This window comes from Pseudomonas sp. MF6751 (assembly GCF_016613265.1).
GTDB lineage: Bacteria > Pseudomonadota > Gammaproteobacteria > Pseudomonadales > Pseudomonadaceae > Aquipseudomonas > Aquipseudomonas fluorescens_BV.
Genome location: NZ_JAENSV010000011.1, coordinates 45,855 through 67,758 on the forward strand (window position 1 = coordinate 45,855; position 21,904 = coordinate 67,758).

18 protein-coding genes are annotated in these 21,904 nt (G+C 61.1%); 12 read left to right on the forward strand and 6 right to left on the reverse strand.

The window, feature by feature from the left end; genetic code table 11:
• Positions 1-74: 74 nt before the first annotated feature.
• A complete protein-coding gene (locus JJD66_RS11945) occupies positions 75-1,055 on the reverse strand; it encodes a sugar-binding transcriptional regulator (protein WP_034125745.1) in 981 nt (326 codons plus the stop codon).
• 63 nt (positions 1,056-1,118) lie between these two features.
• Positions 1,119-1,580 (reverse strand): ribose 5-phosphate isomerase B, encoded by a 462-nt coding sequence (gene rpiB / locus JJD66_RS11950; protein ID WP_200648219.1) that lies wholly within the window; start codon positions 1,578-1,580, stop codon positions 1,119-1,121.
• Between the two features lie 262 nt (positions 1,581-1,842).
• Here rpiB and JJD66_RS11955 point away from each other — a divergent pair, with 262 nt between their 5' ends.
• From JJD66_RS11955 to dhaL, 7 genes are all read left to right on the forward strand, one after another.
• Entirely contained in the window at positions 1,843-3,330 is a 1,488-nt protein-coding gene (locus JJD66_RS11955; RefSeq protein ID WP_200648220.1) for a sugar ABC transporter ATP-binding protein, read from the forward strand.
• Positions 3,327-4,304 carry an ABC transporter permease gene (locus tag JJD66_RS11960; protein ID WP_200648221.1) on the forward strand — a complete coding sequence of 326 codons (978 nt, stop codon included), beginning with the start codon at positions 3,327-3,329 and terminating at the stop codon, positions 4,302-4,304. The genes JJD66_RS11955 and JJD66_RS11960 overlap by 4 nt, the downstream gene beginning before the upstream one ends.
• A gap of 34 nt (positions 4,305-4,338) precedes the next feature.
• Entirely contained in the window at positions 4,339-5,346 is a 1,008-nt protein-coding gene (locus JJD66_RS11965) for a substrate-binding domain-containing protein (protein ID WP_105226630.1), read from the forward strand.
• 153 nt (positions 5,347-5,499) lie between these two features.
• Positions 5,500-6,255 (forward strand): SDR family oxidoreductase, encoded by a 756-nt coding sequence (locus JJD66_RS11970; protein ID WP_198715992.1) that lies wholly within the window; start codon positions 5,500-5,502, stop codon positions 6,253-6,255.
• 27 nt (positions 6,256-6,282) lie between these two features.
• Complete coding sequence (locus JJD66_RS11975; protein WP_200648222.1) at positions 6,283-7,398, forward strand: MDR/zinc-dependent alcohol dehydrogenase-like family protein; 1,116 nt, start codon at positions 6,283-6,285, stop codon at positions 7,396-7,398.
• A 96-nt stretch (positions 7,399-7,494) separates the two neighbouring features.
• Positions 7,495-8,496, forward strand: coding sequence for a dihydroxyacetone kinase subunit DhaK (locus JJD66_RS11980; protein ID WP_200648223.1), 1,002 nt, complete (start codon positions 7,495-7,497; stop codon positions 8,494-8,496).
• A gap of 3 nt (positions 8,497-8,499) precedes the next feature.
• Complete coding sequence (gene dhaL, locus JJD66_RS11985; protein WP_200648224.1) at positions 8,500-9,144, forward strand: dihydroxyacetone kinase subunit DhaL; 645 nt, start codon at positions 8,500-8,502, stop codon at positions 9,142-9,144.
• Between the two features lie 134 nt (positions 9,145-9,278).
• Here dhaL and sohB read toward each other — a convergent pair whose 3' ends face one another.
• Entirely contained in the window at positions 9,279-10,304 is a 1,026-nt protein-coding gene (gene sohB / locus JJD66_RS11990) for a protease SohB (RefSeq protein ID WP_105226626.1), read from the reverse strand.
• Positions 10,305-10,498: 194 nt separating this feature from the next.
• Between sohB and JJD66_RS11995 the strand changes: the two genes are divergently transcribed.
• The gene (locus JJD66_RS11995) at positions 10,499-11,209 is read left to right on the forward strand and encodes a histidine phosphatase family protein (protein WP_034135852.1); all 711 of its coding nucleotides are present in this window, start codon (positions 10,499-10,501) and stop codon (positions 11,207-11,209) included.
• Between the two features lie 56 nt (positions 11,210-11,265).
• Positions 11,266-11,580 carry an SCP2 sterol-binding domain-containing protein gene (locus tag JJD66_RS12000; RefSeq protein WP_034125754.1) on the forward strand — a complete coding sequence of 105 codons (315 nt, stop codon included), beginning with the start codon at positions 11,266-11,268 and terminating at the stop codon, positions 11,578-11,580.
• Between the two features lie 130 nt (positions 11,581-11,710).
• Here JJD66_RS12000 and JJD66_RS12005 read toward each other — a convergent pair whose 3' ends face one another.
• Positions 11,711-14,347 carry an MGH1-like glycoside hydrolase domain-containing protein gene (locus JJD66_RS12005; RefSeq protein ID WP_200648225.1) on the reverse strand — a complete coding sequence of 879 codons (2,637 nt, stop codon included), beginning with the start codon at positions 14,345-14,347 and terminating at the stop codon, positions 11,711-11,713.
• 198 nt (positions 14,348-14,545) lie between these two features.
• On the opposite strand from JJD66_RS12005, the gene hglS reads away from it, so the two are divergent.
• On the forward strand, positions 14,546-15,922 hold the full coding sequence (gene hglS / locus JJD66_RS12010) for a 2-oxoadipate dioxygenase/decarboxylase HglS (RefSeq protein ID WP_198716837.1): 1,377 nt from the start codon (positions 14,546-14,548) through the stop codon (positions 15,920-15,922).
• Between the two features lie 914 nt (positions 15,923-16,836).
• Here the strand turns inward: hglS and JJD66_RS12015 are convergent.
• Positions 16,837-17,061 (reverse strand): YdcH family protein, encoded by a 225-nt coding sequence (locus JJD66_RS12015; protein WP_200648226.1) that lies wholly within the window; start codon positions 17,059-17,061, stop codon positions 16,837-16,839.
• A 175-nt stretch (positions 17,062-17,236) separates the two neighbouring features.
• Between JJD66_RS12015 and tkt the strand changes: the two genes are divergently transcribed.
• A complete protein-coding gene (gene tkt, locus JJD66_RS12020) occupies positions 17,237-19,291 on the forward strand; it encodes a transketolase (RefSeq protein ID WP_200648227.1) in 2,055 nt (684 codons plus the stop codon).
• Positions 19,292-19,321: 30 nt separating this feature from the next.
• Here tkt and JJD66_RS12025 read toward each other — a convergent pair whose 3' ends face one another.
• On the reverse strand, positions 19,322-20,233 hold the full coding sequence (locus JJD66_RS12025) for a LysR substrate-binding domain-containing protein (RefSeq protein WP_200648228.1): 912 nt from the start codon (positions 20,231-20,233) through the stop codon (positions 19,322-19,324).
• A gap of 250 nt (positions 20,234-20,483) precedes the next feature.
• Between JJD66_RS12025 and JJD66_RS12030 the strand changes: the two genes are divergently transcribed.
• Positions 20,484-21,899: a purine-cytosine permease family protein gene (locus JJD66_RS12030; RefSeq protein WP_198716272.1), complete on the forward strand. Its 1,416-nt coding sequence runs from the start codon at positions 20,484-20,486 to the stop codon at positions 21,897-21,899.
• The last annotated feature ends 5 nt before the right edge of the window (positions 21,900-21,904 follow it).

The following is a 21,904-nucleotide window of genomic DNA, read 5'->3' on the forward strand; positions in this document are numbered from 1 at the left end:
TAGACCGGGTCGATGCAATCGCAGGCAAGCCAGCTCCCACAGAAAGCCTGCCCGCCTGCCAGATAGACGACTCATCAGGTTTTACGAGTGGCATCGTCCAGCGCCAGGATGGTGTGGGCATTGGTGACGGTGGTCGCCAGCGTATTGATCACCCCCGAACGCAACGCCCCCAAGGTCGCCGCCGCCTTGGTGTTCTCGCTGGCAATCGCCACCACATCCGGGATGCGAAACAGCTCCTGCACCGTCAACCCGATCACGCGCCCCTGGATGGCGTTGACCGCCGGCTGGCCGTGAATGTCGATAAAGTCATAACCCATCATGTCGCCCACAGTGCCAGACAACCGCGCCTGGGCGATTTCCTGGGGCGAGAACCAGCCCATGCGCACCATGTTGCTGTTCTCGCTCATGTCGCCGATGCCGATCAAGGCAATATCGGCACGCCGGGCGCGGTCAAGGGTCGAACGCACCGTGTCGTTGTTGATCAGCACCCCGCGCAGTTCCGGGTTGGCCACCAGCGCCGGGGCGTACAGGCTTTCACTTTCGCCACCAAAGCGCAGGGCCAGGCGTCGGCAGATGTGGTCAGGGTTCATGTATTCGCCGGCCTTGAGCGAACCGCCGATGGCACACACGAAAGTGCAGTTGCGGGTCACCGGCAGAAACACGTTATCGGCCACCGCGCCGACGTTACGCCCCATGCCCACGGCAACGATCATCCCATCACTCAGGGTCTTGTTGAGGTAGTTGGCGACCAGGCTGGCGACCGCCGAGCGCTGGGTGTCGGGGTCGCTGTGGTCGACCGCGATCAAGGCGCGGTCGAGCTTGAAGCGCTCCACCAGCGCCCGCTCCAGCTCGTTGTTCATCGCCGGGTGCTGCAACACGCGCACCTCGACGATCCCTTCATCCCGAGCACGCTTGAGCAGGCGGCTGACTTTGGCCCGCGACAGGTCAAAGCGCTTGGCAATGGCCTCCTGAGTGACGTTCTCAAGGTAATAGAGCATCGCCACTTCGGTCATCTGATCGATATCACTGGCCATGCGCTGGGTACTGTCACTCATGGGGACGGGCTTCCGTTTCGGCGTCAAAGGCGCATTCTCCCGACTCTTGCCCCGCGCCGTCCACTACTGATGCCCATCGCGCTCGATCGCATTGATGCGTTCGACCTTGGCCCCGGACCGCGCCGCTTCGAACTCCGAGGCCAAAAACGCACTGACGATGCTTTTGGCCAACTCCGCACCGATGACCCGCGCACCGATGGAGAGGATTTGCGCATCGTTGCTCTTGCGCGCCCGCTCCGCCGAGTAGGTGTCATGGGCCTGAGCCGCACGGATACCCAGCACCTTGTTGGCCGAGATGGCCATGCCTATGCCGGTGCCGCATACCAGCACGCCGAGGCGCTGTTGCCCGGCATTGATGGCGGTGGCCACGGCGAGGGCGATGTCTGGGTACAGCACCGGCGCCGTTGAATGCGTACCGAAGTCGGTCACCGGGTATCCCAACGCCTCGATATGGCGCCTCAACAACTCTTTGAGCTCAAAACCCGCTTCATCACATCCGATAGCCACCGGGAAAGGTGTGTTCATGGCGCCAAACTCCACTGATCAAATGATCACTTAGTGAAATATCTCTCACGCATTTCGCAAGCATTCACCCCTTGCTGTCAAGCGAGATTTAACTGACCTGCCAGTCAAAGCCCTATACCAAGGCAATAACCGCGTCAAAGATGAGAATCGCACCTTTTAAGTGAAAGAGATTGACTGATCAGAATTTCATTTGATACACATATGATCACAGCGAAACATGACTGTGCGACCTAATAAGAATTCACAGCACGAGGACACGCCGATGGCCACGCCATTACTGCTCCAGGCTGAACACGTCGCCAAGGCTTACGCCGGGGTGCCAGCCCTGCGCGACGGGCGCCTTTCTCTGCGCGCCGGCAGCGTCCACGCCCTGTGCGGCGGCAACGGTGCCGGCAAGTCAACCTTCCTGAGCATCCTGATGGGCATCACCCAACGTGACGCCGGCAGCATTCTGCTCAACGGCGCACCGGTGCAGTTCAATCGCCCGAGTGAAGCCTTGGCCGCGGGGATCGCGATGATCACCCAGGAGCTGGAACCCATCCCCTACATGACCGTCGCCGAAAACATCTGGCTGGGCCGCGAACCGCGCCGCGCCGGTTGCATCGTCGACAGCAAGGCCCTCAACCGCCGCACCCGCGAACTGCTCGAAAGCCTGGAGTTCGACGTCGACGCCACCAGCCCCATGCACCGCTTGAGCGTGGCACAGATGCAATTGGTGGAAATCGCCAAGGCGTTCAGCCATGACTGCCAGGTGATGATCATGGACGAGCCCACCTCGGCCATCGGCGAGCGCGAGGCCGAAACCCTGTTCAAGGCGATTCGCCGCCTTACCGCACGCGGTGCCGGCATCGTGTACGTGTCCCATCGACTGAGCGAACTGGCGCAGATCGCCGATGACTACAGCATCTTCCGTGATGGCGCCTTTGTCGAAAGCGGGCGCATGGCCGATATCGACCGCGACCATCTGGTGCGCGGTATTGTCGGCCAGGAACTGACGCGCATCGACCACAAGGCGGGCCGCGAATGTGCGGCCAGCACCTGCCTGCAAGTCGACAACCTGAGCCGCAACGGTGAGTTCCACAACATCAGCCTGCAGCTGCGCCGTGGCGAGATTCTCGGCATTTATGGGTTGATGGGCTCCGGGCGCAGTGAATTCCTCAATTGCATCTACGGCCTGACCGTGGCGGATTCCGGCAGCGTTACCTTGCAAGGCAAGCCCATGCCTATCGGGCAGCCCAAGGCGACCATCGACGCCGGCATGTCGCTGGTTACCGAAGACCGCAAGGACAGCGGCCTGGTGCTGACCGGCAGCATCCTGTCGAACATTGCACTGTCGGCCTATAAGCGCTTGTCGAGTTGGTCGCTGATCAACGCACGTAAAGAAGCGCTACTGGCCGAGGAGATGGTCAAGCGCCTGCAGATCAAGACCAGTTCCCTGGAGCTGCCGGTGGCATCAATGAGCGGCGGCAACCAGCAAAAGGTGGTGCTCGCCAAATGCCTGTCCACCGAGCCGGTATGCCTGCTCTGCGATGAACCCACCCGCGGCATCGACGAAGGCGCCAAACAGGAGATCTACCACCTGCTCGACCAGTTCGTGCGCGCCGGTGGCGCAGCCATTGTGGTGTCGTCGGAAGCACCGGAACTGCTGCACTTGAGCGACCGCATCGCCGTCTTCAAAGGTGGCCGGCTGGTCACTATCAGCACCGACACCGCCCTTTCCCAGGAAGCCTTGTTGAGTCTTGCCTCATGAATGCCAAAACCATCGTTGCTCCCGTTACTGCCCCGTCGCGCAACCGCCTGCGCCTGTCCCTCGACCGCTTTGGCCTGCCGCTGGTGTTTATCCTGCTGTGCGTGGTAATGGCATTTTCCAGTGAATACTTCATGACCTGGCGCAACTGGATGGACATCCTGCGCCAGACCTCCATCAACGGCATTCTCGCCGTGGGCATGACCTATGTGATCCTGACCAAGGGCATCGACCTGTCGGTGGGGTCGATCCTGGCGTTCGCCGGGTTGTGCAGCGCCATGGTCGCCACCCAGGGTTATGGCCTGATGGCGGCGGTCAGCGCGGGGATGTTTGCCGGTGCGATGCTCGGGGTGGTCAACGGTTTCATGATCGCCAACCTGTCGATCCCGCCGTTCGTGGCCACCCTCGGCATGCTCAGCATCGCCCGGGGCATGACCTTTATTCTCAACGACGGCAGCCCGATCACCGACCTGCCCGACGCCTACCTGGCCTTGGGCATCGGCAAGGTCGGCCCGGTGGGCGTGCCGATCATCATCTTCGCCGTGGTCGCGCTTATTTTCTGGATGGTGCTGCGCTACACCACCTACGGCCGCTATGTGTATGCAGTGGGCGGCAACGAAAAAAGCGCGCGCACCTCCGGCATTGGCGTGCGCAAGGTGATGTTCTCGGTGTACGTGGTCTCGGGCCTGCTCGCCGGGTTGGCCGGCGTGGTGCTGTCGGCACGCACCACCTCTGCCCTGCCCCAGGCCGGGGTTTCCTATGAGTTGGACGCGATTGCCGCGGTGGTGATCGGTGGTACCAGCCTGTCGGGCGGTACCGGCAGCATTGTCGGCACCTTGTTCGGGGCACTGTTGATCGGCGTGATCAATAACGGCCTGAACCTGCTCGGCGTGTCCTCCTATTACCAGCAGGTCGCCAAGGGCCTGATCATCGTGTTTGCAGTACTGATCGACGTGTGGCGCAAGAAGAAACGCTGAAGAACGACCCATAACAATAACTGGAGTTCTACTTATGAAACTGGGTACCACCCTGGCCGCTGCGGCGGCCCTCTCCCTGCTCGCCAGCAGTATCGCCCTGGCCGCCGACGGCAAGACCTACAAGATCGGCGCAGCCGTCTATGGCCTCAAGGGTCAGTTCATGCAGAACTGGGTCCGCGAGCTCAAGGAACATCCGGCCGTCAAGGATGGCACCGTGCAGTTGACCGTGTTCGACGGCAACTACGACGCCCTGACCCAGAACAACCAGATCGAAAACATGGTGACCCAACGCTACGACGCGATTCTGTTCGTACCGATTGATACCAAGGCCGGCGTCGGTACCGTCAAGGCCGCCATGAGCAACGACGTGGTGGTCATCGCCTCCAATACGAAAGTAGCCGATGCCAGCGTGCCGTATGTGGGCAACGACGACGTGGAAGGCGGCCGCCTGCAGGCCCAGGCCATGGTCGACAAGCTCAATGGCAAGGGCAACGTGGTGATCATCCAGGGCCCGATTGGCCAGTCGGCGCAGATCGACCGGGAAAAAGGCGAGCTGGAAGTGCTGGGCAAACACCCTGACATCAAGATCATCGAAAAGAAAACCGCCAACTGGGACCGCGCCCAGGCCATGACGCTCACCGAAGACTGGCTCAACGCCCACCCCAAGGGGATCAATGGCGTGATCGCCCAGAATGACGACATGGCCCTGGGCGCCGTGCAGGCGCTGAAGTCCCATGGCCTCACCTCCAAGGATGTGCCCGTGACCTCTATCGACGGCATGCCGGATGCGATCCAGGCGGCGAAAAAGGACGAAGTCACCACCTTCCTCCAGGATGCCCAGGCCCAGTCCCAAGGCGCGCTGGACGTAGCGTTGCGTGCCCTGGCCGGCGACGACTACAAGCCACAATCGGTGATTTGGGAGCGCTATGCCAAGGACCTGAAATGGGCCGACGGCACGGCCAAGAACTACATCCTGCCGTGGGTGCCGGTGACCAATGCCAATGCGGACGCGCTGTACAAGCAAGTCAGCGGCGGTAAGTAGTCAGTGGCTTGAAACACAGTCAACTGTGGGCGCTGGCTTGCCTGCGATGCAGGCACCTCGGTGCATCAGGTAGACCGGGTTGATGCAATCGCAGGCAAGCCAGCTCCCACATTGGACCGAGTTCTACCTTTTGATCTGTAACGGGAGTTACTCATGTCTGGTTTCTGGAACCAAGCCTTCGACCTCAGCGGCCGTTGCGCGGTGATCACCGGTGGCGCCGCCGGCATCGGCCTGGCCTGCGCCACTTTGCTGGCGGAACGCGGCGCAAGGGTGGCGCTGCTGGACCGCGATCCGGCCGTGGTCGAGGTGGCCGCCAGCCTGGGTGCCGGGCACCTGGGCATTGCCGTCGACCTCGGGAGGATCGACCAGATACAACCGACCGTCGACAAGGTGTTCGCGCACTTCCAACGCCTGGATTATCTGATCAACAGCGCAGGCGTGGTGCTGCTGGACAAGGCCATCGAGGTCAGCGAAAGCGCCTGGGACACCACACTGGACATCAACCTCAAGGCCAGCTTTTTCATGGCCCAGGCCTGTGCCAGACATATGCTTGCCCAAGGCAGCGGGCGCATCGTCAACCTGGCGTCCCAGGCCGCCGTGATTGGCCTGGACCGTCACGTCGCCTACTGCGCCAGCAAAGCCGCCATCGTCGGCATGACCAAGGTATTGGCCATGGAGTGGGCGCCGCAGATCAACGTCAACGCCATCTCCCCGACCATCGTCGAAACCGCCCTGGGCAAAAAAGCCTGGGCCGGCGAGGTGGGTGAGCGGGCCAAATTGCAGATTCCGGCAGGTCGCTTTGCCCAGCCGGAAGAAATCGCCGGGCTGGCGCTGTACCTGCTCAGCGACGCCGCACAGATGATCACCGGTGCCAACATGGTGATCGACGGCGGCTACAGCATTCAGTAATTCATCGCTATGTCGTGAGGTTTTGTCATGTCCACCGTCACCGAACGCACACCTGAACAACTCGCCCCGAGCATCCCGAAAACCATGCAGGCCGTGGTCTGCCACGGCCCGGAAGATTACCGCCTGGAAACCGTCGACGTGCCCACGCCCGGCCCCGACGAGATCCTGACCAAAGTCGAGCTGTGCGGCATTTGCATGGGCGATATCAAGACCTATCGCGGCGCGCCCTCGTTTTGGGGCGATGCCGAGCAACCGCGCTACGTGAAGCCGCCGATGATCCCCGGGCATGAGTTCGTGTGCCGCGTAGTCGCGCTTGGCCCAGGCGCCGAGAAACGCGGCGTGGCCGTGGGCGACCGGGTGATCTCCGAGCAGATCGTGCCATGCTGGGGCTGCCGCTTCTGCAACCACGGCCAGTACTGGATGTGCCAGAAGCACGACCTGTATGGCTTCCAGAACAATGTGCAGGGCGCCATGGCGCAATACATGATCTTCACCAAGGAAGGCATCATCCACAAAGTGCCGGAATCCATCGCCCCCGACGAAGCGATCCTGATCGAACCCTTGGCCTGCTCGCTGCACGCGGCGGAACGCGCCAACGTCGACCATGACGATATCGTGGTGGTCGCCGGCGCCGGCACCCTGGGCCTGGGCATCATCGGCGCGGTGCGGTTGCGCAACCCGAAAAAGCTCATTGTGCTGGACATGAAACCCGAACGCGCCGCCCTCGCCCTGCGCCTGGGCGCCGATGAAGTGTGGAACCCGGCCGAGGTGGATGTGTTGGCGAAGATCCGCGAAATCACCGATGGCTACGGCTGCGACATTTATATCGAGGCGACCGGGCATCACAAGGCGGTGAACCAGGGCCTGGCGATGCTGCGCAAGCTGGGACGCTTTGTCGAATTCAGCGTGTTCAATGACGAGGCCACGGTGGATTGGTCGATCATCGGTGACCGCAAGGAGCTGGATATCCTCGGCTCGCACCTCGGGCCGTATATGTACCCAAGGGCCATCGACTTTATCGGCAACCGCAAGATCGATATGCGCGATGTGGTGACCCACAAGTTTGCGCTGGCGGATTTCAAGGATGCGTTTGCAGTGATGGAGCGCGGCGATAAATCGCTCAAGGTGGTGCTCGAACCCTGATCTCAGTAACAACACAAAACCCTGTGAGAGCTGGCTTGCCTGCTCCCACAATGGAAGGGTGTCGCCCCTTAGAACAAGAACACAGGAACCCGCGTTATGAATCGAGTCATCAACGATCCCGACCAAGTGGTCGAAGACATGCTGCGCGGCATCCTGGTCGCGCACCCCGAACTGCGCCAGTACGAAAGCAACCCAAGGGTCATCGTCAAGGCCAGACCGTCCGCCCAGGGCCGCGTCGGCATTGTCACCGGCGGCGGCTCCGGGCATGAGCCGGCGTTCCTCGGCTATGTTGGCCCGGGCCTGGTGGATGCGGTGGCCGTCGGCGAGATTTTTTCCTCGCCCACCGCCAAAAGCTTTTTCGATGCCTTCCGCGCCGCCGACCATGGCGCAGGTGTTGCCTGCCTGTATGGCAATTACGCCGGCGACAATATGAACGTGAAGCTGGCGATGAAAATGGCCGCCAGCAAAGACATGCGCATCCGCACCGTGGTCGCCAACGACGACGTGGCCTCCGCGCCCAAGGCCGATATTGCCAAGCGTCGCGGCGTGGCCGGGGAGATCTTAATGTGGAAGATCGGCGGTGCCGCCGCTGCCCAGCATTACGACCTGGACGGCGTGATTCGGGTGGCGCAGAAAACCGTCGACCACTGCCGCTCGATTGGTATCGGCCTTACGCCCTGCACGATCGCCGCGGTGGGCAAGCCGAACTTCCAGATTCCCGACGGCCAGATGGAGCTGGGTATCGGCCATCATGGCGAACCGGGCATCGAAGTCATCCCGATTGAACCGGCCGCCGCCATGGCCGAGCGCATGCTGGCGCCGATCCTCGCCGACCGCGATTTCAGCCAGGACGACAGCGTGGTGGTGCTGGTCTCAGGCCTGGGCGCCACCCCGGTGATGGAGCTGTATATTTTCTACGCCGAGGTCGAAAAACAGCTCAAGGCCAAAGGTTTGAAGATTCACCGTTGCTACGTGGGCAACTACTTCACGTCCCTGGAGATGATGGGCGTGACCTTGACCCTGCTCGGCCTCGACGCCGAGCTGAAAACCCTGATCGACCAACCCTGCCGCTCCATCGGCATGACCCAGGCGGAGTGAATCATGAGCCAGCATTTTTCCACCCATGACGGTAGCGCCATTGTCGCCGACCTGGTCAGCGTGATCGTGGCCAACCGGGAGTACCTCAGCGAAGTCGACGGCGCTATAGGCGATGGCGACCATGGCATCAACATGGCCAAGGGCTTTGCCCATTGCGGCCGCACGATCGAAGGCCGCCAACTGACCCTGGCCGAAGCCCTGGATGAACTGACCCTGAGCCTGATGGAAGGCATCGGCGGCTCCATGGGGCCCTTGTATGGCAGCCTGTTTATCGGCATGGCCGACGAAGTGCGCGGCAGTGAAGACATCGACGCCGTCACCTTCGCCCACCTGCTGCGCGGCGGCTTGACCTCGTTGCAGGACATCACCGAAGCGGGCGTGGGCGACAAGTGCTTGATGGACACGTTGATCCCGGCGGTGGAAGCCTTTGAACGGGCGCATGCAGCGGCGCGTTCTTTCAGCGATGCACTCGATGCGATGAAAAGCGCTGCTTCTCAAGGGCGGGATTCGACCAAGGACCTGGTGGCCAAGATTGGCCGAGCCAGTCGTTTGGGTGAGCGTTCCCTCGGCGTTCTGGATGCCGGGGCCGTGTCGTGCTGCCTGATCCTTACGCAGTTGGCGGACTCGATTAAACCCCGTTTGACCTGACATGGTCGAAAAACCAATGTGGGAGCGGGCTTGCTCGCGAATGCGGAGTGTCAGCCAGCAAATCTATTGACTGATATACCGCATTCGCGAGCAAGCCCGCTCCCACAAGGGATTACCTGGTTTTCAGTACTGGGTTACCAGAACCGCTGCTGGGTCAAGCGGCTCCACCAGGTCAACAGCACCCGGTCCACCGAACCGCTGGCCGCCAGGCCCACGCGCTCTTGCAGGCTCTTACGCTCGGCATAGTGCAGGTGGAACACTTCGGCGGTCTTGGCCTTGGTGGCCAGGTATTCATCGCTGGTTTGCAGCTCATCGACCAGTTGTTTGTCGAGGGCGGCAACCCCCAACCACACTTCGCCAGTGGCCACCTCGTCAATCGCCAACTGCGGGCGGTAACGCGAGACGAAGTTCTTGAACAACTGGTGGGTGATGTCCAGGTCTTCCTGGAACTTCTCCCGGCCCTTCTCGGTGTTTTCGCCGAACACTGTGAGCGTGCGCTTGTATTCACCGGCGGTCAGCACTTCAAAGTCGATGTCGTGCTTTTTAAGCAGGCGATTGACGTTGGGCAACTGCGCCACCACGCCAATGGAACCGAGAATGGCGAAGGGAGCGCTGATGATCTTCTCGCCGATGCACGCCATCATGTAGCCACCGCTGGCCGCGACTTTGTCGATGCACACGGTCAACGGCACGCCGGCCTGGCGGATACGCGCCAGTTGCGAGGAGGCCAGGCCATAGCTGTGCACCATGCCGCCGCCGCTTTCCAGGCGTAACACCACTTCATCCTTGGGCGTGGCCAGGCTCAGCAGTGCGGTGATTTCATGGCGCAGGCTTTCGGTGGCCGAGGCCTTGATGTCACCGTCGAAATCCAGCACGAATACCCGTGGCTTGAGCTCGGGCTTCTTCTTGTCTTTCTTCTTTTCAGCCTTGCTTTCGGACTTGCGCAGGGCCTTGAGCTGGTCCTTGTCGAGCAGGCTGGACTCCAGGCGCTCACGCAAGCCCTTGTAGAAATCATTCAGCTTGCTGACCTGCAATTGGCCGGCGGATTTACGACGACCTTTGCTGCGCAGTGCTGCAAAGCTGATCAGTACCACCAGAATAGCGACCACCAGGGTGACGGTCTTCGCCAGAAAGCTCGCGTATTCGGCCAAAAAATCCATATGTCTCCTTAAAAAATGCACTGCGCCAGGCGCGGATGGCCCCAGCATACCGACGCCACTGCGAAGGAGCCAGTGATCAAACCGCCAGCAGGCGGGCTCCAACGCGCTTTTAAAACAAGCGTATGTTTTTTCATTGACAGCTCGCAGGCATCCTCATAACCTCGCCAGACTTTCAACGTACCGGGAAAACGGACGTGGGCAGCATTTATCTGATTCGACATGGCCAGGCTTCCTTCGGTGCAGACGACTATGACGTCCTCTCGCCCATTGGCGTGGAACAAGCGCAAGTGCTCGGTCGCCACCTGGCAGACCTGGGCATTGCGTTTGACCGCTGCATCGCCGGCGACCTGCGTCGCCAGCAGCACACTGCCAGCGCCACGTTCGACCAGTACAGCGCCCTGGGCTTGCCGGTTCCGGCATTGGAAACAGACAGCGCGTTCAACGAGTTCGACGGCGAGGCGATCATTCGCGGCCTGTTACCCGACCTGCTCAGCAGTGAGCCGGATGCCGTGCACATCCTGCGCAATGGCCCGCAGAACCGCAGCGAGTTCCAACGCATTTTCGCCCTGATCATCGAACGCTGGCTGGCCGGCACCTATGATCCGCCCGGGCTGGAAAGCTGGCTGGGGTTTGTCGAGCGGGTCCAGGGTGGTTTGCAGCGGATCCTTGAAGCCGCGAACCACACCGACAAAATCGCCGTATTCACCTCCGGCGGCACCATCACCGCCCTGCTCCACCTGATTACCCGAATGCCTGCCGCCCAGGCCTTCGAAATGAACTGGCAAATTGTTAACACCTCGCTCAACCAACTGAAGTTCCGTGGTCGCGAGGTGGCACTGGCTTCCTTCAACAGTCACGCCCACTTGCAACTGTTGAAGGCGCCGCAGCTCATCACTTTCCGATGAACTGCGGCCAACCGTGACCCCAAGGTCACTGGACTCTACCCTTAAGGATCGAAACCATGACTGACGTAGCTAAAGCAGTAGAAGCAATGAAAGCCAAATTCAACCCAAGCGCTGCCGAAGGCTTGGACCTGGTGTTCGGTTTCCGTATCGACGACAGCAAGAATTTCTCGTTGGTGGTCAAGGACAAGACCTGCGAACTCAAAGAAGGCGAAAACCCTGACGCTCAGGTCACCCTGGTGATGGACAGCGAGACCCTGGAAGGCATCGTCGACGGCTCCACCGACGGCATGCAAGCGTTCATGGGCGGCAAGCTGCGCACCGAAGGCGACATGATGCTGGCGATGAAGCTGAGCGAGCTGTTCCCTTCCTGATTCACGGGTAACCCTGAATCCCTTGTGGGAGCGGCCTTGCTCGCGAATGCGGTATATCAGTCAATAGATTTGCTGGCTGACACTCCGCATTCGCGAGCAAGCCCGCTCCCACATTTGGTTTGCGGATTGCTTAAGGTTTTGGTTGCAACAGTAACGCCACCAACGCGCTCCACCCGGTCTGGTGTGAAGCCCCCAGCCCTCGCCCTGTCTCACCATGAAAATACTCATGGAACAACACCAGGTCACGACTGGCCGGGGCTTCCTGCAACTGCGCATACCCCGCCATCGACGGCCGCACACCGTTTTCATCTTTAAGAAACAGCCGCGTCAGCCGCTCGCTGAGGCTGTCAGCCACTTCCTCGAGAGACGCCAGATACCCACTGCCCGTCGGGTACTCCACGGAAAAATGCTCTGCGTAATAGCGATGAAATTCGCGCAACGATTCAATCAGCATGTAATTGACCGGCATCCACAGCGGCCCGCGCCAATTGGAGTTGCCACCGTACAAGCGTGAGTCGGACTCACCGGGCTGGTAACTGGCACACAAGGTGTCGCCATTCATCTTCAACGCCAGGGGCTGCTCGGCGAACGCCTTGGACAGGGCGCGCACGCCAAAGGCCGACAAGAACTCCTGGTCATCCAGCATGCGTCGCAGCAAATCCTTGGTGCGTTCACCGCGCAGCAGCGCCAGCAACAGGCGGTTGCCCTGCCCCGGTTCGGTCCAGCGCGAAACCAACCTGGCCAGGTCCGGCCGATGATGCATAAAGCCCAGCAGGCGCTCGCGCAAGCCTTCCAGGCCCTCGTGCTCGCGCTGCTCCAGCACCAGCACCGCGAACAGCGGCATTAACCCGACGATGGAGCGCAGGCGCACCGGTTCGCTCTGGCCATCAGGACGGTGCAGTACGTCGTAGAAAAACTGGTCCTGCTCATCCCACAAGCCTTCGGCGCTGTCATCGACGTGGTTGATAGCGCCGGCGATGTAGAGGAAATGCTCGAAAAACTTCACCGCAATGTCCACGTACACCACATTGCGCTTGGCCAACTCCAGGCCGATGCGCATCAGGTCCAGGGCATAGGCCGCCACCCAGGCGGTACCATCGGCCTGGTCCAACTGGTAACCCGGCGGCAACGTGGCCGAGCGGTCGAACAAGGCGATATTGTCCAGGCCCAGAAAACCGCCCTGGAACAGGTTGCGGCCCTCGGCGTCCTTGCGGTTGACCCACCAGGAGAAATTCAACAGCAGCTTGTGAAAGATGCGCTCCAGGAAATCCATGTCGCCCACGCCGGTCAACGCCTTGTCCTGCTGATATACGCGCCAGCTGGCCCAGGCATGCACGGGCGGGTTGGCGTCGTCAAAGCGCCATTCGTAGGCCGGCAATTGGCCGTTGGGGTGCATGAAGCGGTCCTTTACCAGCAGCAACAGCTGTTGCTTGGCGTAACCGGGGTCGATCAGCGCGATGGCCACCGCCTGGAAGCCTTGATCCCAGGAGGCATACCAGGGGTATTCCCAGGTGTCGGGCATGGACAAGATGTCGAAGTTGCTCAGGTGCCGCCAATGAGTATTGCGGATAAACAGACGCTCGGGCGGTGGCGCGGGCTGAGCCGGGTCGCCGTCAAGCCACTGGTTCACGTCGAAATAGTACAGCTGCTTGGACCACAGCAGGCCGGCCAGGGCCTGGCGTTGCACATTGCGCGCATCGTCATCGGCAAGGCCCTGTTGCAAGACCGCGTAGAAGTCATCGGCTTCCTGGCGGCGCTGTTCGAATAGCTTGCGCGCATTGACATCGGGCGCGTCCAAAGGCGCAAAACGCAGGTAAAGGGTTTTGCTTTCCTGGCCCGCCAGTTCAAGGGTGAAATGCGCGGCCACCTTGGTGCCGGCGTCCCGGCGAACGGCCGACCCAACCCCGCCCACCACGTAATCATTAACGCCATCCTTGAATGGCCCCGGCGCCGGTTGCCCGTCCAGTTTGGGCCGATTGGTTTGGTTTTCGCAGAACAGCCACTGCAACCCGTCCTGGCCCCAGGCGCTGAGGTGCCGATCATCGAGCTCATGATGGCGCGCCAGAACCCGCTCGCCGTCCAACCTCAAGCTGGGCTTGGGTGCATCGAAGGTCCAGCTCCAGTCATTGCGCGCCCAGAGCTGGGGCAGCACCTGCAGGCGCGTGGGTTGGTCCGAACGGTTATTCACCGTGACGCGCATGAAAATATCGTCGGGCTGATGCTTGGCGTATTCGACACTGACGTCGCAGTAGTGGTTGTCTGCAAACACACCGGTATCAAGGATTTCATACTCGGCATCCGCCAACCCACGACGGGCGTTTTCGGCGATCAGGTCAGCGTAGGGAAAGGCCGCATGGGGATATTTGTAGAGCATGCGCATGTAGGCATGGCTCGGCACGCCATCGACGAAAAAGTACAGTTCCTTGACGTCTTCACCGTGGTTGCCTTCGGCATTGTTAAGGCCGAACAGACGCTCCTTGAGGATTGCATCACGCTCGTTCCACAGCGCCAGGCCCAGGCACCAGCGTTGGGCCTTGTCACTGAAACCGGCCAATCCGTCCTCGCCCCATCGATAGGCGCGGCTGCGGGCGTGCTCATGGGGGAAGTAGGCCCAGGCATCGCCGTCGGCGCTGTAGTCTTCGCGCACCGTGCCCCATTGGCGCTCACTCAAGTACGGGCCCCACTCGCGCCACTGCCCGGCGTCTGGGGTTGCCAGGCGCTGGCCTTCGAGGGTGTCCAGCAGGTTGGTTGCGGGTTTGGCCGTCATTGGGTCCTCCTTCACCTACACAGTGGAGCGCAGTGTAGAGCCCAATGACGCCTGCTTGCACATGAAGACTTGGACGCAGGGTCAACTCATTCATTTGCAGAATGAAGTCCAGAGGAATCTTCGTTTGCAAGGCGGCCGGCGGCTCAACAAAATCAGACAAAGGCCACTTTCATCGCTCCAGTCATCAGGAATTTTTCTATGCACGCCACTGCACATGTCAGCCCTGACGAGATCCGCAAGGGCTTTTCCAAGGCCATGTCCGACATGTATCGAGATGAAGTTCCGTTATACGGCGCGTTGCTGGAGTTGGTGGCCGAGACCAATGCACATGTGCTCGACAGCGAACCGGGCCTGACGCACCAGCTGCAGCGTACCGGCGAAATCCAGCGCCTGGGCATGGAGCGCCACGGCGCCATCCGCTTGGGTACCGCTGCGGAACTGGCGACTATCAGCCGTTTGTTCGCGGTGATGGGCATGCAACCGGTGGGGTACTACGACCTCACCCCCGCTGGCGTGCCTGTTCACTCCACCGCCTTTCGCGCCGTGCATGAACACGCGCTGCAAACCAGCCCGTTTCGCGTGTTCACTTCATTGCTGCGCCTGGAGCTGATCGAAAACCCCGACCTGCGCGCCTTCGCCGAAAGCGCCCTGGCCAAGCGCTCGATCTTTACCGCCGAGGCCTTGGCATTGATCGACCAGGCAGAGACCCAAGGCGGCTTGAATGCCAGCGATGCCGAGGCCTTTATCCGCCAGGCCCTGGAGACGTTCCGCTGGCACCACACTGCTACGGTCACCGGCGCCCAATATCAGCAACTGAGCGACCAGCACCGCCTGATCGCCGACGTCGTCGCGTTCAAAGGCCCGCACATCAACCACCTGACGCCACGCACCCTGGACATCGACCAGGTGCAGGCGGCGATGCCCGGTAAAGGCATCACCCCCAAAGCCGTGATCGAAGGCCCACCCCGGCGCCAGTGCCCGATCCTGCTGCGCCAGACCAGCTTCAAGGCCCTGGACGAACCCATCGCCTTCACCGATGCCCACGGCAGCCACAGCGCGCGCTTCGGCGAAATCGAACAACGCGGCGTCGCACTTACCCCTAAAGGACGCGCCCTGTACGACCAACTGCTGAACGCCGCCCGCGACGAACTCGGCGCGTTACCTAACGAGGCCAATGCCGAACGCTATGTGCAATTGATGGAACAGCACTTCCACGCCTTCCCCGATAACTACCCACAAATGCGCGAGCAGGGCTTGGCGTATTTTCGCTACTTCGTCACCGACAAGGGCTTGGCGGCACGCGGCCAGGCCGATCAGCCGCGCACATTGGAGGCGCTGGTCGGTGCCGGTCATGTGGCGGTGGAGCCGTTGGTGTATGAGGACTTTTTGCCGGTCAGTGCGGCGGGGATCTTCCAGTCAAACCTGGGGGATGGGGCGCAGAGTCACTACGCGGGCAACTCCAACCGAGATGCCTTCGAACAGGCGCTGGGGCGCAGGACGATTGATGAGTTGCAGTTGTATGAGCAGACGCAGCAGCGCTCAATGGATATATGCGTTGAAACGCTGTTGAAATGACTGGATGCAAGACCGAACGCCAAGCGTCACGGCGTTGATGGTAACCACGATGCGAAGCGAGCCGCTTTTGATCTTGATCTGCTTTTGATCTTAGGCGCCCCGTTAAACCACGCTGGCCGGAATTCGACAGGGATTTGGGGGGTAAACCGGCAGGGATGCCGGTTTAGCCGCCCCGCGCCATGGATGGCGCGTGGCGGCGGCCCCCCAAATCACTGGCGGATTACGGGCACACCGAGCCTAAGCGAGGTGCCGAGTGGTGGGGCAAGAGCGCTTTGCTTACTTTCGCGCTTTTCGAAAGTGAGCCGCCGTCGGGGCGGAACCCTAAGTGGCCGTTACCGCAGGAATGGATATGTACACGGTCCAACTGTGTTGACTGTCAGGCCGCCTTCGCGAGCAAGCCCGCTCCCACAGTTGGATCGCGGGGTGTCAGGTAGATAGGCGTCGACTGGCAGGCCGCCATCGCAGGCAAGCCAGCTCCCACATTTGGACTGCGGGGGTGTCAGGTAGGTAGGCGTCGGCTGGCAGGCCGCCATCGCAGGCAAGCCAGCTCCCACATTTTGGATTGTGGGGTGTCAGGTGGGTAGGCGTCGGGTGGGAGGCAGTCATCGCAGGCAAGCCAGCCACAGACAGCATTTGCAGCCGACCGATTCGGCCCGGTGTTGCATGAATTCTGAGGATGCCCACCCGGCTCAAACAACGCAATCCTTGCGCCGCAACAAGCCCCAGAGCCGAGTGGACGGGGCGCATCATAAGGAGAGAAGCGGCACTTGTCCTCCAGACAATTCTGAACAAATGTGCACATTCCGTGTGTGTGGCGAGGGAGCTTGCTCCCGCTCGGCTGCGCAGCCGCCGCCAATGGGGGCGCTTCGCACCCCAGCGGGAGCAAGCTCCCTCGCCACGGGTTGCGGGTTTGCTTAAGCCAGCCGCTGCGCGATTTCGTCTTTGATCGACAGCCGCTTCTTCTTCAGGTTCTCCACCTCTTCATCGCTGGCACTGGCTTTTTCCGCTTTTAGCACCTTGGCGTCGGCGTCGTCGTATTGAGTGAGCAGTGAGTCCAACCGGTTGTCTTGCGCCTTGCGCTTGTGAACGTCTTCCTTGCTCAATCCCAAGTCCTGATACAGGTCGTGTTTCACTGGCATGGCGTACCTCCACAGATTGATCGATGGTCTACGCCCTTGAAGCTAGCCCATTCCAACAAGCCTTGTCATGTTTGAAGTCAAGAACGACCCGTTCGTCGCGGCGCACGCGATGGGATCAAACCTTTGCCCCGCCCTGCCCTCCACTGTAGATCGCCACCCCAGGGAGAACGGTTTTATGAATCACGTTGCCACTGCTGCCGACACCCAATGCATCAATACCCTACGCACCCTGGCCATGGATGCCGTGCAGAAGGCCAATTCGGGTCACCCTGGCACGCCCATGGGCCTGGCGCCGGTGGGGTACACACTGTGGAGTCGCTTCCTGCGTTATCACCCCGAACACCCCGACTGGCCCAACCGTGACCGTTTTGTGTTGTCGGTGGGGCATGCCTCGATGTTGCTGTATTCGCTATTGCATCTGGCCGGCGTGGTAGAGATCGACGCCCACGGCAAGCGTTCCGGCCAACCGGCCGTCAGCCTCGAGGATATCAAGCAGTTCCGGCAGATGGGCTCCAGGACCCCTGGCCACCCCGAGTACCGCATGACCACAGGCGTAGAAACCACCACCGGCCCGTTGGGCCAGGGCTGCGCCAACAGCGTGGGCATGGCCATGGCCGAGCGTTGGCTGGCTCAGCGCTTCAACCGCGACGGCCAGGTGCTGTTTGACTACGACGTCTACACCCTGTGCGGTGATGGCGACATGATGGAAGGCATCAGCAGCGAAGCCGCGTCCCTGGCCGGGCACTTGAAGCTCGATAACCTGTGCTGGGTCTACGACAACAACACCATCAGCATCGAGGGCCACACTGAGCTGGCGTTCAGTGAAGACGTGATCCAACGCTTCCAGGCGTATGGCTGGCACACCGTGCATGTCACCGACGCCAATGACTTGCAGGCCTTGAGCGTGGCGCTGGAAACCTTCAAGGCCAACACCGGCGCGCCCACCTTGATCGTGGTGGACAGCGTGATCGGCTACGGCTCACCGCACAAGCACAATACCGCTGCTGCCCATGGCGAGCCGTTGGGGGACGATGAAATTCGCCTGACCAAGGCCGCCTATGGCTGGCCGCAGGATTCGCGCTTCCTGGTGCCGCAAGAGGCTCGCACAGTGTTGCGCGATGCCCTTTACGAACGTGCCGAGCCGTTGTACGCCGAATGGAACCAGACCCTGGCCTCCCTCGAGCCGCAACGGGCCGATGAACTGCAACGCATGCGCGCCGGGGAAATGCCCGAGCAATGGCAAGCGCACCTGCCAGACTTTGCCGCCGATGCCAAAGGCGTCGCCAGCCGTGCCTCAGGCGGCGAAGTGTTGAATGCCTTCGCCCAACAGATCCCCTGGCTGCTGGGCGGCTCGGCGGATTTGTCGCCCTCGACCAAGACCAACCTCACCTTCGACGACGCCGGGCGTTTCAGCGCGGATGATTACAGCGGGCGCAACCTGCACTTCGGTATTCGCGAACACGCCATGGGCGCAATCGCCAACGGCATGGCGCTGTCCTACCTGCGCCCGTATACCTCGACCTTCCTGGTATTCAGCGATTACATGAAACCGCCGATCCGCCTGGCGGCGATCATGGAATTACCCGTGATCTTCGTGTTTACCCATGACTCCATCGGCGTCGGCGAGGATGGACCGACACATCAGCCTATCGAACACCTCACCCAACTGCGGGCCACGCCGGGGCTGTTGACCTTGCGCCCGGGCGATGCCAATGAAACGCTGGAATTGTGGAAAGTCGCCTTGGCCCAGACTCATCGGCCCAGCTGTGTCGTGCTGTCACGCCAGCCGCTGCCCACCCTAGATCGCACCCAATACGCGACGGCCTGCGGTGCGGCCAAAGGTGCCTACGTGCTGGCCAGTGCGCAAAAGCCTGAGGTCATCCTGATAGGAACAGGCAGCGAAGTCAGCCTGGCGGTGGCCGCGTATGAGCAGCTCAAAGGTGAAGGCATTGCCGCCAGCGTGGTATCAATGCCCAGTTGGGAGCTGTTTGAAGACCAGGATCAAGCCTACCGCGACAGTGTGTTGCCGCCCGCAGTGAAAGCCCGCGTGGTGGTGGAACAGGCAGGTCCCTTGGGCTGGGACCGCTATGTCGGGCAGACCGGCGCCAAGGTGGTGATGAACAGCTTTGGCGCCTCGGCACCGCTGGCAAAGTTGCAGGAGAAATTCGGGTTTACCCTGGACAATGTGGTGAGGCTGGCCAAGCAACAGCTGCAGTTGGCTGAGCACTGACCCGCATAAGCGCGCGGGGCTGGTTCGCAGTCACGCCAGCAACCGCGCAAGTTCTTCACGGCAGTAGTCGACAAACAACTGCACCGGCTTGGTCAGCGGTGCACGGCGCAACCACACGGCCGACAACCCGGACCCCGTGACCGTTTCAGCCAGGGGAATGCACACCACCTTCTGCCCATCATAGGTGTACTCGCTGAAGGGTCTGGTCACCAGGACCGAGAACCCGAACCCGCGCCCCACCATGCCCCGCACCATCTCGATGGAGGGCGAGCTGAATACGATATTCGGGGTCAGCCCGCGCTCTTCGAAGATGCTCACGAAGTAGGTACGGCTGGGCAACACGTCCAGCAAAATCATTGGCTCCAGCACCAGGTCGGCCAGGGACACCCTGGCCTGCTGGGCGAAGCGGTGATCGGCCGGCAGCAACGCATAGGGCTGTTGGGGCGGCATCAGCGGCGTGGTCTCGATGGTGCCGCCCAGGTCGTGCTCAAACAACATCGCCACGTCGATACTGCCTGCGGTCAGCGCCTGCACCAGTTCTTGCTGCTCGCCATCGCGGATGCGGATCTCCACCCCTGGCCAGCGTGCCCTGAAGCCGGCGATCAAGCGTGGCAGGTACAACGGCGCCACGGTTTCAAAGCAGCCGATGTCGATCTGCCCGGCCACCACGTCATTATCCGCCAGGGCGTTCTGCTCGAACTCATGGGCCACCCGCAACAGCTCCAACGCCTTGCGATAAAAGCGCGCGCCACTGGGCGTAAGGGAAACGCCCTGGGCGTGGTGGCGGATAAACAGCTGCACGCCAAAGCTGTCTTCCAGCTGTTTGATCGCCGTGGACACCGACGGCTGGGCGATATACAGCTTGCGCGACGCCTCGGCGACGCTGCCGCATTCGGCCGTGGTCACAAAATATCTGAGCTGGCGCAGGTTGTAGGCAGCCATCGGCACCTCCATAAACGTGGGTTTTCGCCCCAAACAGGTGCGCAGATACACCGGTTTTTCAAGCCATTGAAGCCCATGCAACATACCGGAGCAAAAAACCACGTGAGATATTTTTTTTAAGGTCTATAGCAACAAACTTACTAATTTACCTGCCTGCGCCCATTACAGATGATCACTCCAACAACAAAGCGCCGCCCGTGCAGCGCATAGCGAAGTACGTCCACGTACTCACCTTGCCTTGGAGCTCGTCATGGTTACCACTGCAACATCCTCCGCCCCGCTCATCGAAAAACACACGATTGGATACGTGCCCCCGGAAGATCGCCATGGAAAGGTAAGAGACCTGTTCACCCTGTGGTTCGGCGGCAACATCGCGCCGTTGCCTATCGTCACTGGCGCACTGGGTGTGCAACTGTTCCACCTCAACCTGGTGTGGGGCATTGTCGCCATTCTTGTCGGCCATTTGGTCGGCGGTGTGTTGATGGCATTGCACTCAGCCCAGGGGCCGCAGATGGGCATCCCGCAGATGATCCAGAGCCGTGCTCAGTTCGGCTCCCTCGGCGCGTTGCTGGTGGTGGTGATTGCCGGGGTGATGTACATCGGCTTCTTCGCCTCCAACATTGTGCTGGCCGGTAAATCCCTGCATGGCGTGGTGGACGCCGTACCTGTACCGGTGGGCATCGTTATCGGCGCCATTGGTTCCGGGATCATCGGCATCATCGGCTATCGCTTCATCCACGTACTCAATCGCATCGGCACCTGGGTGCTTGGCGCCGGCATCGTGCTGGGCTTTGGCTACATCTTCACCCATGTTCAGACCACGGATTTCCTCACCCGTGGCAGCTTCAACATCTCCGGTTGGCTGGCCACCGTTTCCCTGGCCGCGCTGTGGCAGATCGCCTTTGCGCCCTACGTATCGGACTATTCCCGCTACCTGCCAGCCGACGTGCCGGTAGCCGCCACCTTCTGGACCACCTACCTGGGCTCGGCGCTGGGGTCGAGCCTGGCGTTCATCTTCGGCGCCGTGGCAGTGCTCGCCACACCGGTAGGCATGGACACCATGGACGCCGTCAAACTCGCCACCGGCGCCATCGGCCCGCTGATGCTGGTGCTGTTCCTGCTCAGCGTGATCAGCCATAACGCCCTCAACCTGTACGGCGCGGTGCTGTCGATCATCACCCTGGTACAGACCTTCGCCTACCGCTGGATCCCGACCGCGAAAAGCCGTGCGGTGATTTCCATCATCGTGCTGGCCGCCTGTTCGATTGCGGCGGTGTTTGCCTCCCAAGACTTCATCGGCCACTTCGTCGACATGGTGCTGGTGCTGCTCGTGGTGTTGGTGCCATGGACGGCGATCAACCTGATCGACTTCTACGCCATTCACAAAGGCCAATACGACATCGCCTCGATCTTCCGTGTAGATGGCGGCATCTACGGCAAGTACAACCCGCAGGCGCTGCTGGCCTATGCGGTGGGGATCGCGGTGCAGATTCCGTTCATGAACACGCCGCTGTACGTGGGGCCGATTTCGCAGCACATCAACGGCGCGGACTTGTCGTGGGTGGTGGGGCTGGCGGTGACCTCGCCGTTGTACTTCTGGTTGGCGAGTCGGGACAGTGCGTATAAGCGCCGGATGGACAGTGGCAAGTTGGTGGGTGGGGTTTGATACAG

Bases quoted from the DNA above. Each gene is read 5' to 3' on its own strand.
- hglS (WP_198716837.1), top strand. From the start codon at position 14,546: ATGCACGCCACTGCACATGTCAGCCCTGACGAGATCCGCAAGGGCTTT.
- rpiB (WP_200648219.1), bottom strand. From the start codon at position 1,580: ATGAACACACCTTTCCCGGTGGCTATCGGATGTGATGAAGCGGGTTTT.
- JJD66_RS11945 (WP_034125745.1), bottom strand. From the start codon at position 1,055: ATGAGTGACAGTACCCAGCGCATGGCCAGTGATATCGATCAGATGACC.
- JJD66_RS12005 (WP_200648225.1), bottom strand. From the start codon at position 14,347: ATGACGGCCAAACCCGCAACCAACCTGCTGGACACCCTCGAAGGCCAG.
- JJD66_RS12000 (WP_034125754.1), top strand. From the start codon at position 11,266: ATGACTGACGTAGCTAAAGCAGTAGAAGCAATGAAAGCCAAATTCAAC.
- JJD66_RS12025 (WP_200648228.1), bottom strand. From the start codon at position 20,233: ATGGCTGCCTACAACCTGCGCCAGCTCAGATATTTTGTGACCACGGCC.
- JJD66_RS12030 (WP_198716272.1), top strand. From the start codon at position 20,484: ATGGTTACCACTGCAACATCCTCCGCCCCGCTCATCGAAAAACACACG.
- tkt (WP_200648227.1), top strand. From the start codon at position 17,237: ATGAATCACGTTGCCACTGCTGCCGACACCCAATGCATCAATACCCTA.
- JJD66_RS11955 (WP_200648220.1), top strand. From the start codon at position 1,843: ATGGCCACGCCATTACTGCTCCAGGCTGAACACGTCGCCAAGGCTTAC.
- JJD66_RS12015 (WP_200648226.1), bottom strand. From the start codon at position 17,061: ATGCCAGTGAAACACGACCTGTATCAGGACTTGGGATTGAGCAAGGAA.
- JJD66_RS11960 (WP_200648221.1), top strand. From the start codon at position 3,327: ATGAATGCCAAAACCATCGTTGCTCCCGTTACTGCCCCGTCGCGCAAC.
- JJD66_RS11965 (WP_105226630.1), top strand. From the start codon at position 4,339: ATGAAACTGGGTACCACCCTGGCCGCTGCGGCGGCCCTCTCCCTGCTC.
- JJD66_RS11980 (WP_200648223.1), top strand. From the start codon at position 7,495: ATGAATCGAGTCATCAACGATCCCGACCAAGTGGTCGAAGACATGCTG.
- JJD66_RS11970 (WP_198715992.1), top strand. From the start codon at position 5,500: ATGTCTGGTTTCTGGAACCAAGCCTTCGACCTCAGCGGCCGTTGCGCG.
- sohB (WP_105226626.1), bottom strand. From the start codon at position 10,304: ATGGATTTTTTGGCCGAATACGCGAGCTTTCTGGCGAAGACCGTCACC.
- JJD66_RS11975 (WP_200648222.1), top strand. From the start codon at position 6,283: ATGTCCACCGTCACCGAACGCACACCTGAACAACTCGCCCCGAGCATC.
- dhaL (WP_200648224.1), top strand. From the start codon at position 8,500: ATGAGCCAGCATTTTTCCACCCATGACGGTAGCGCCATTGTCGCCGAC.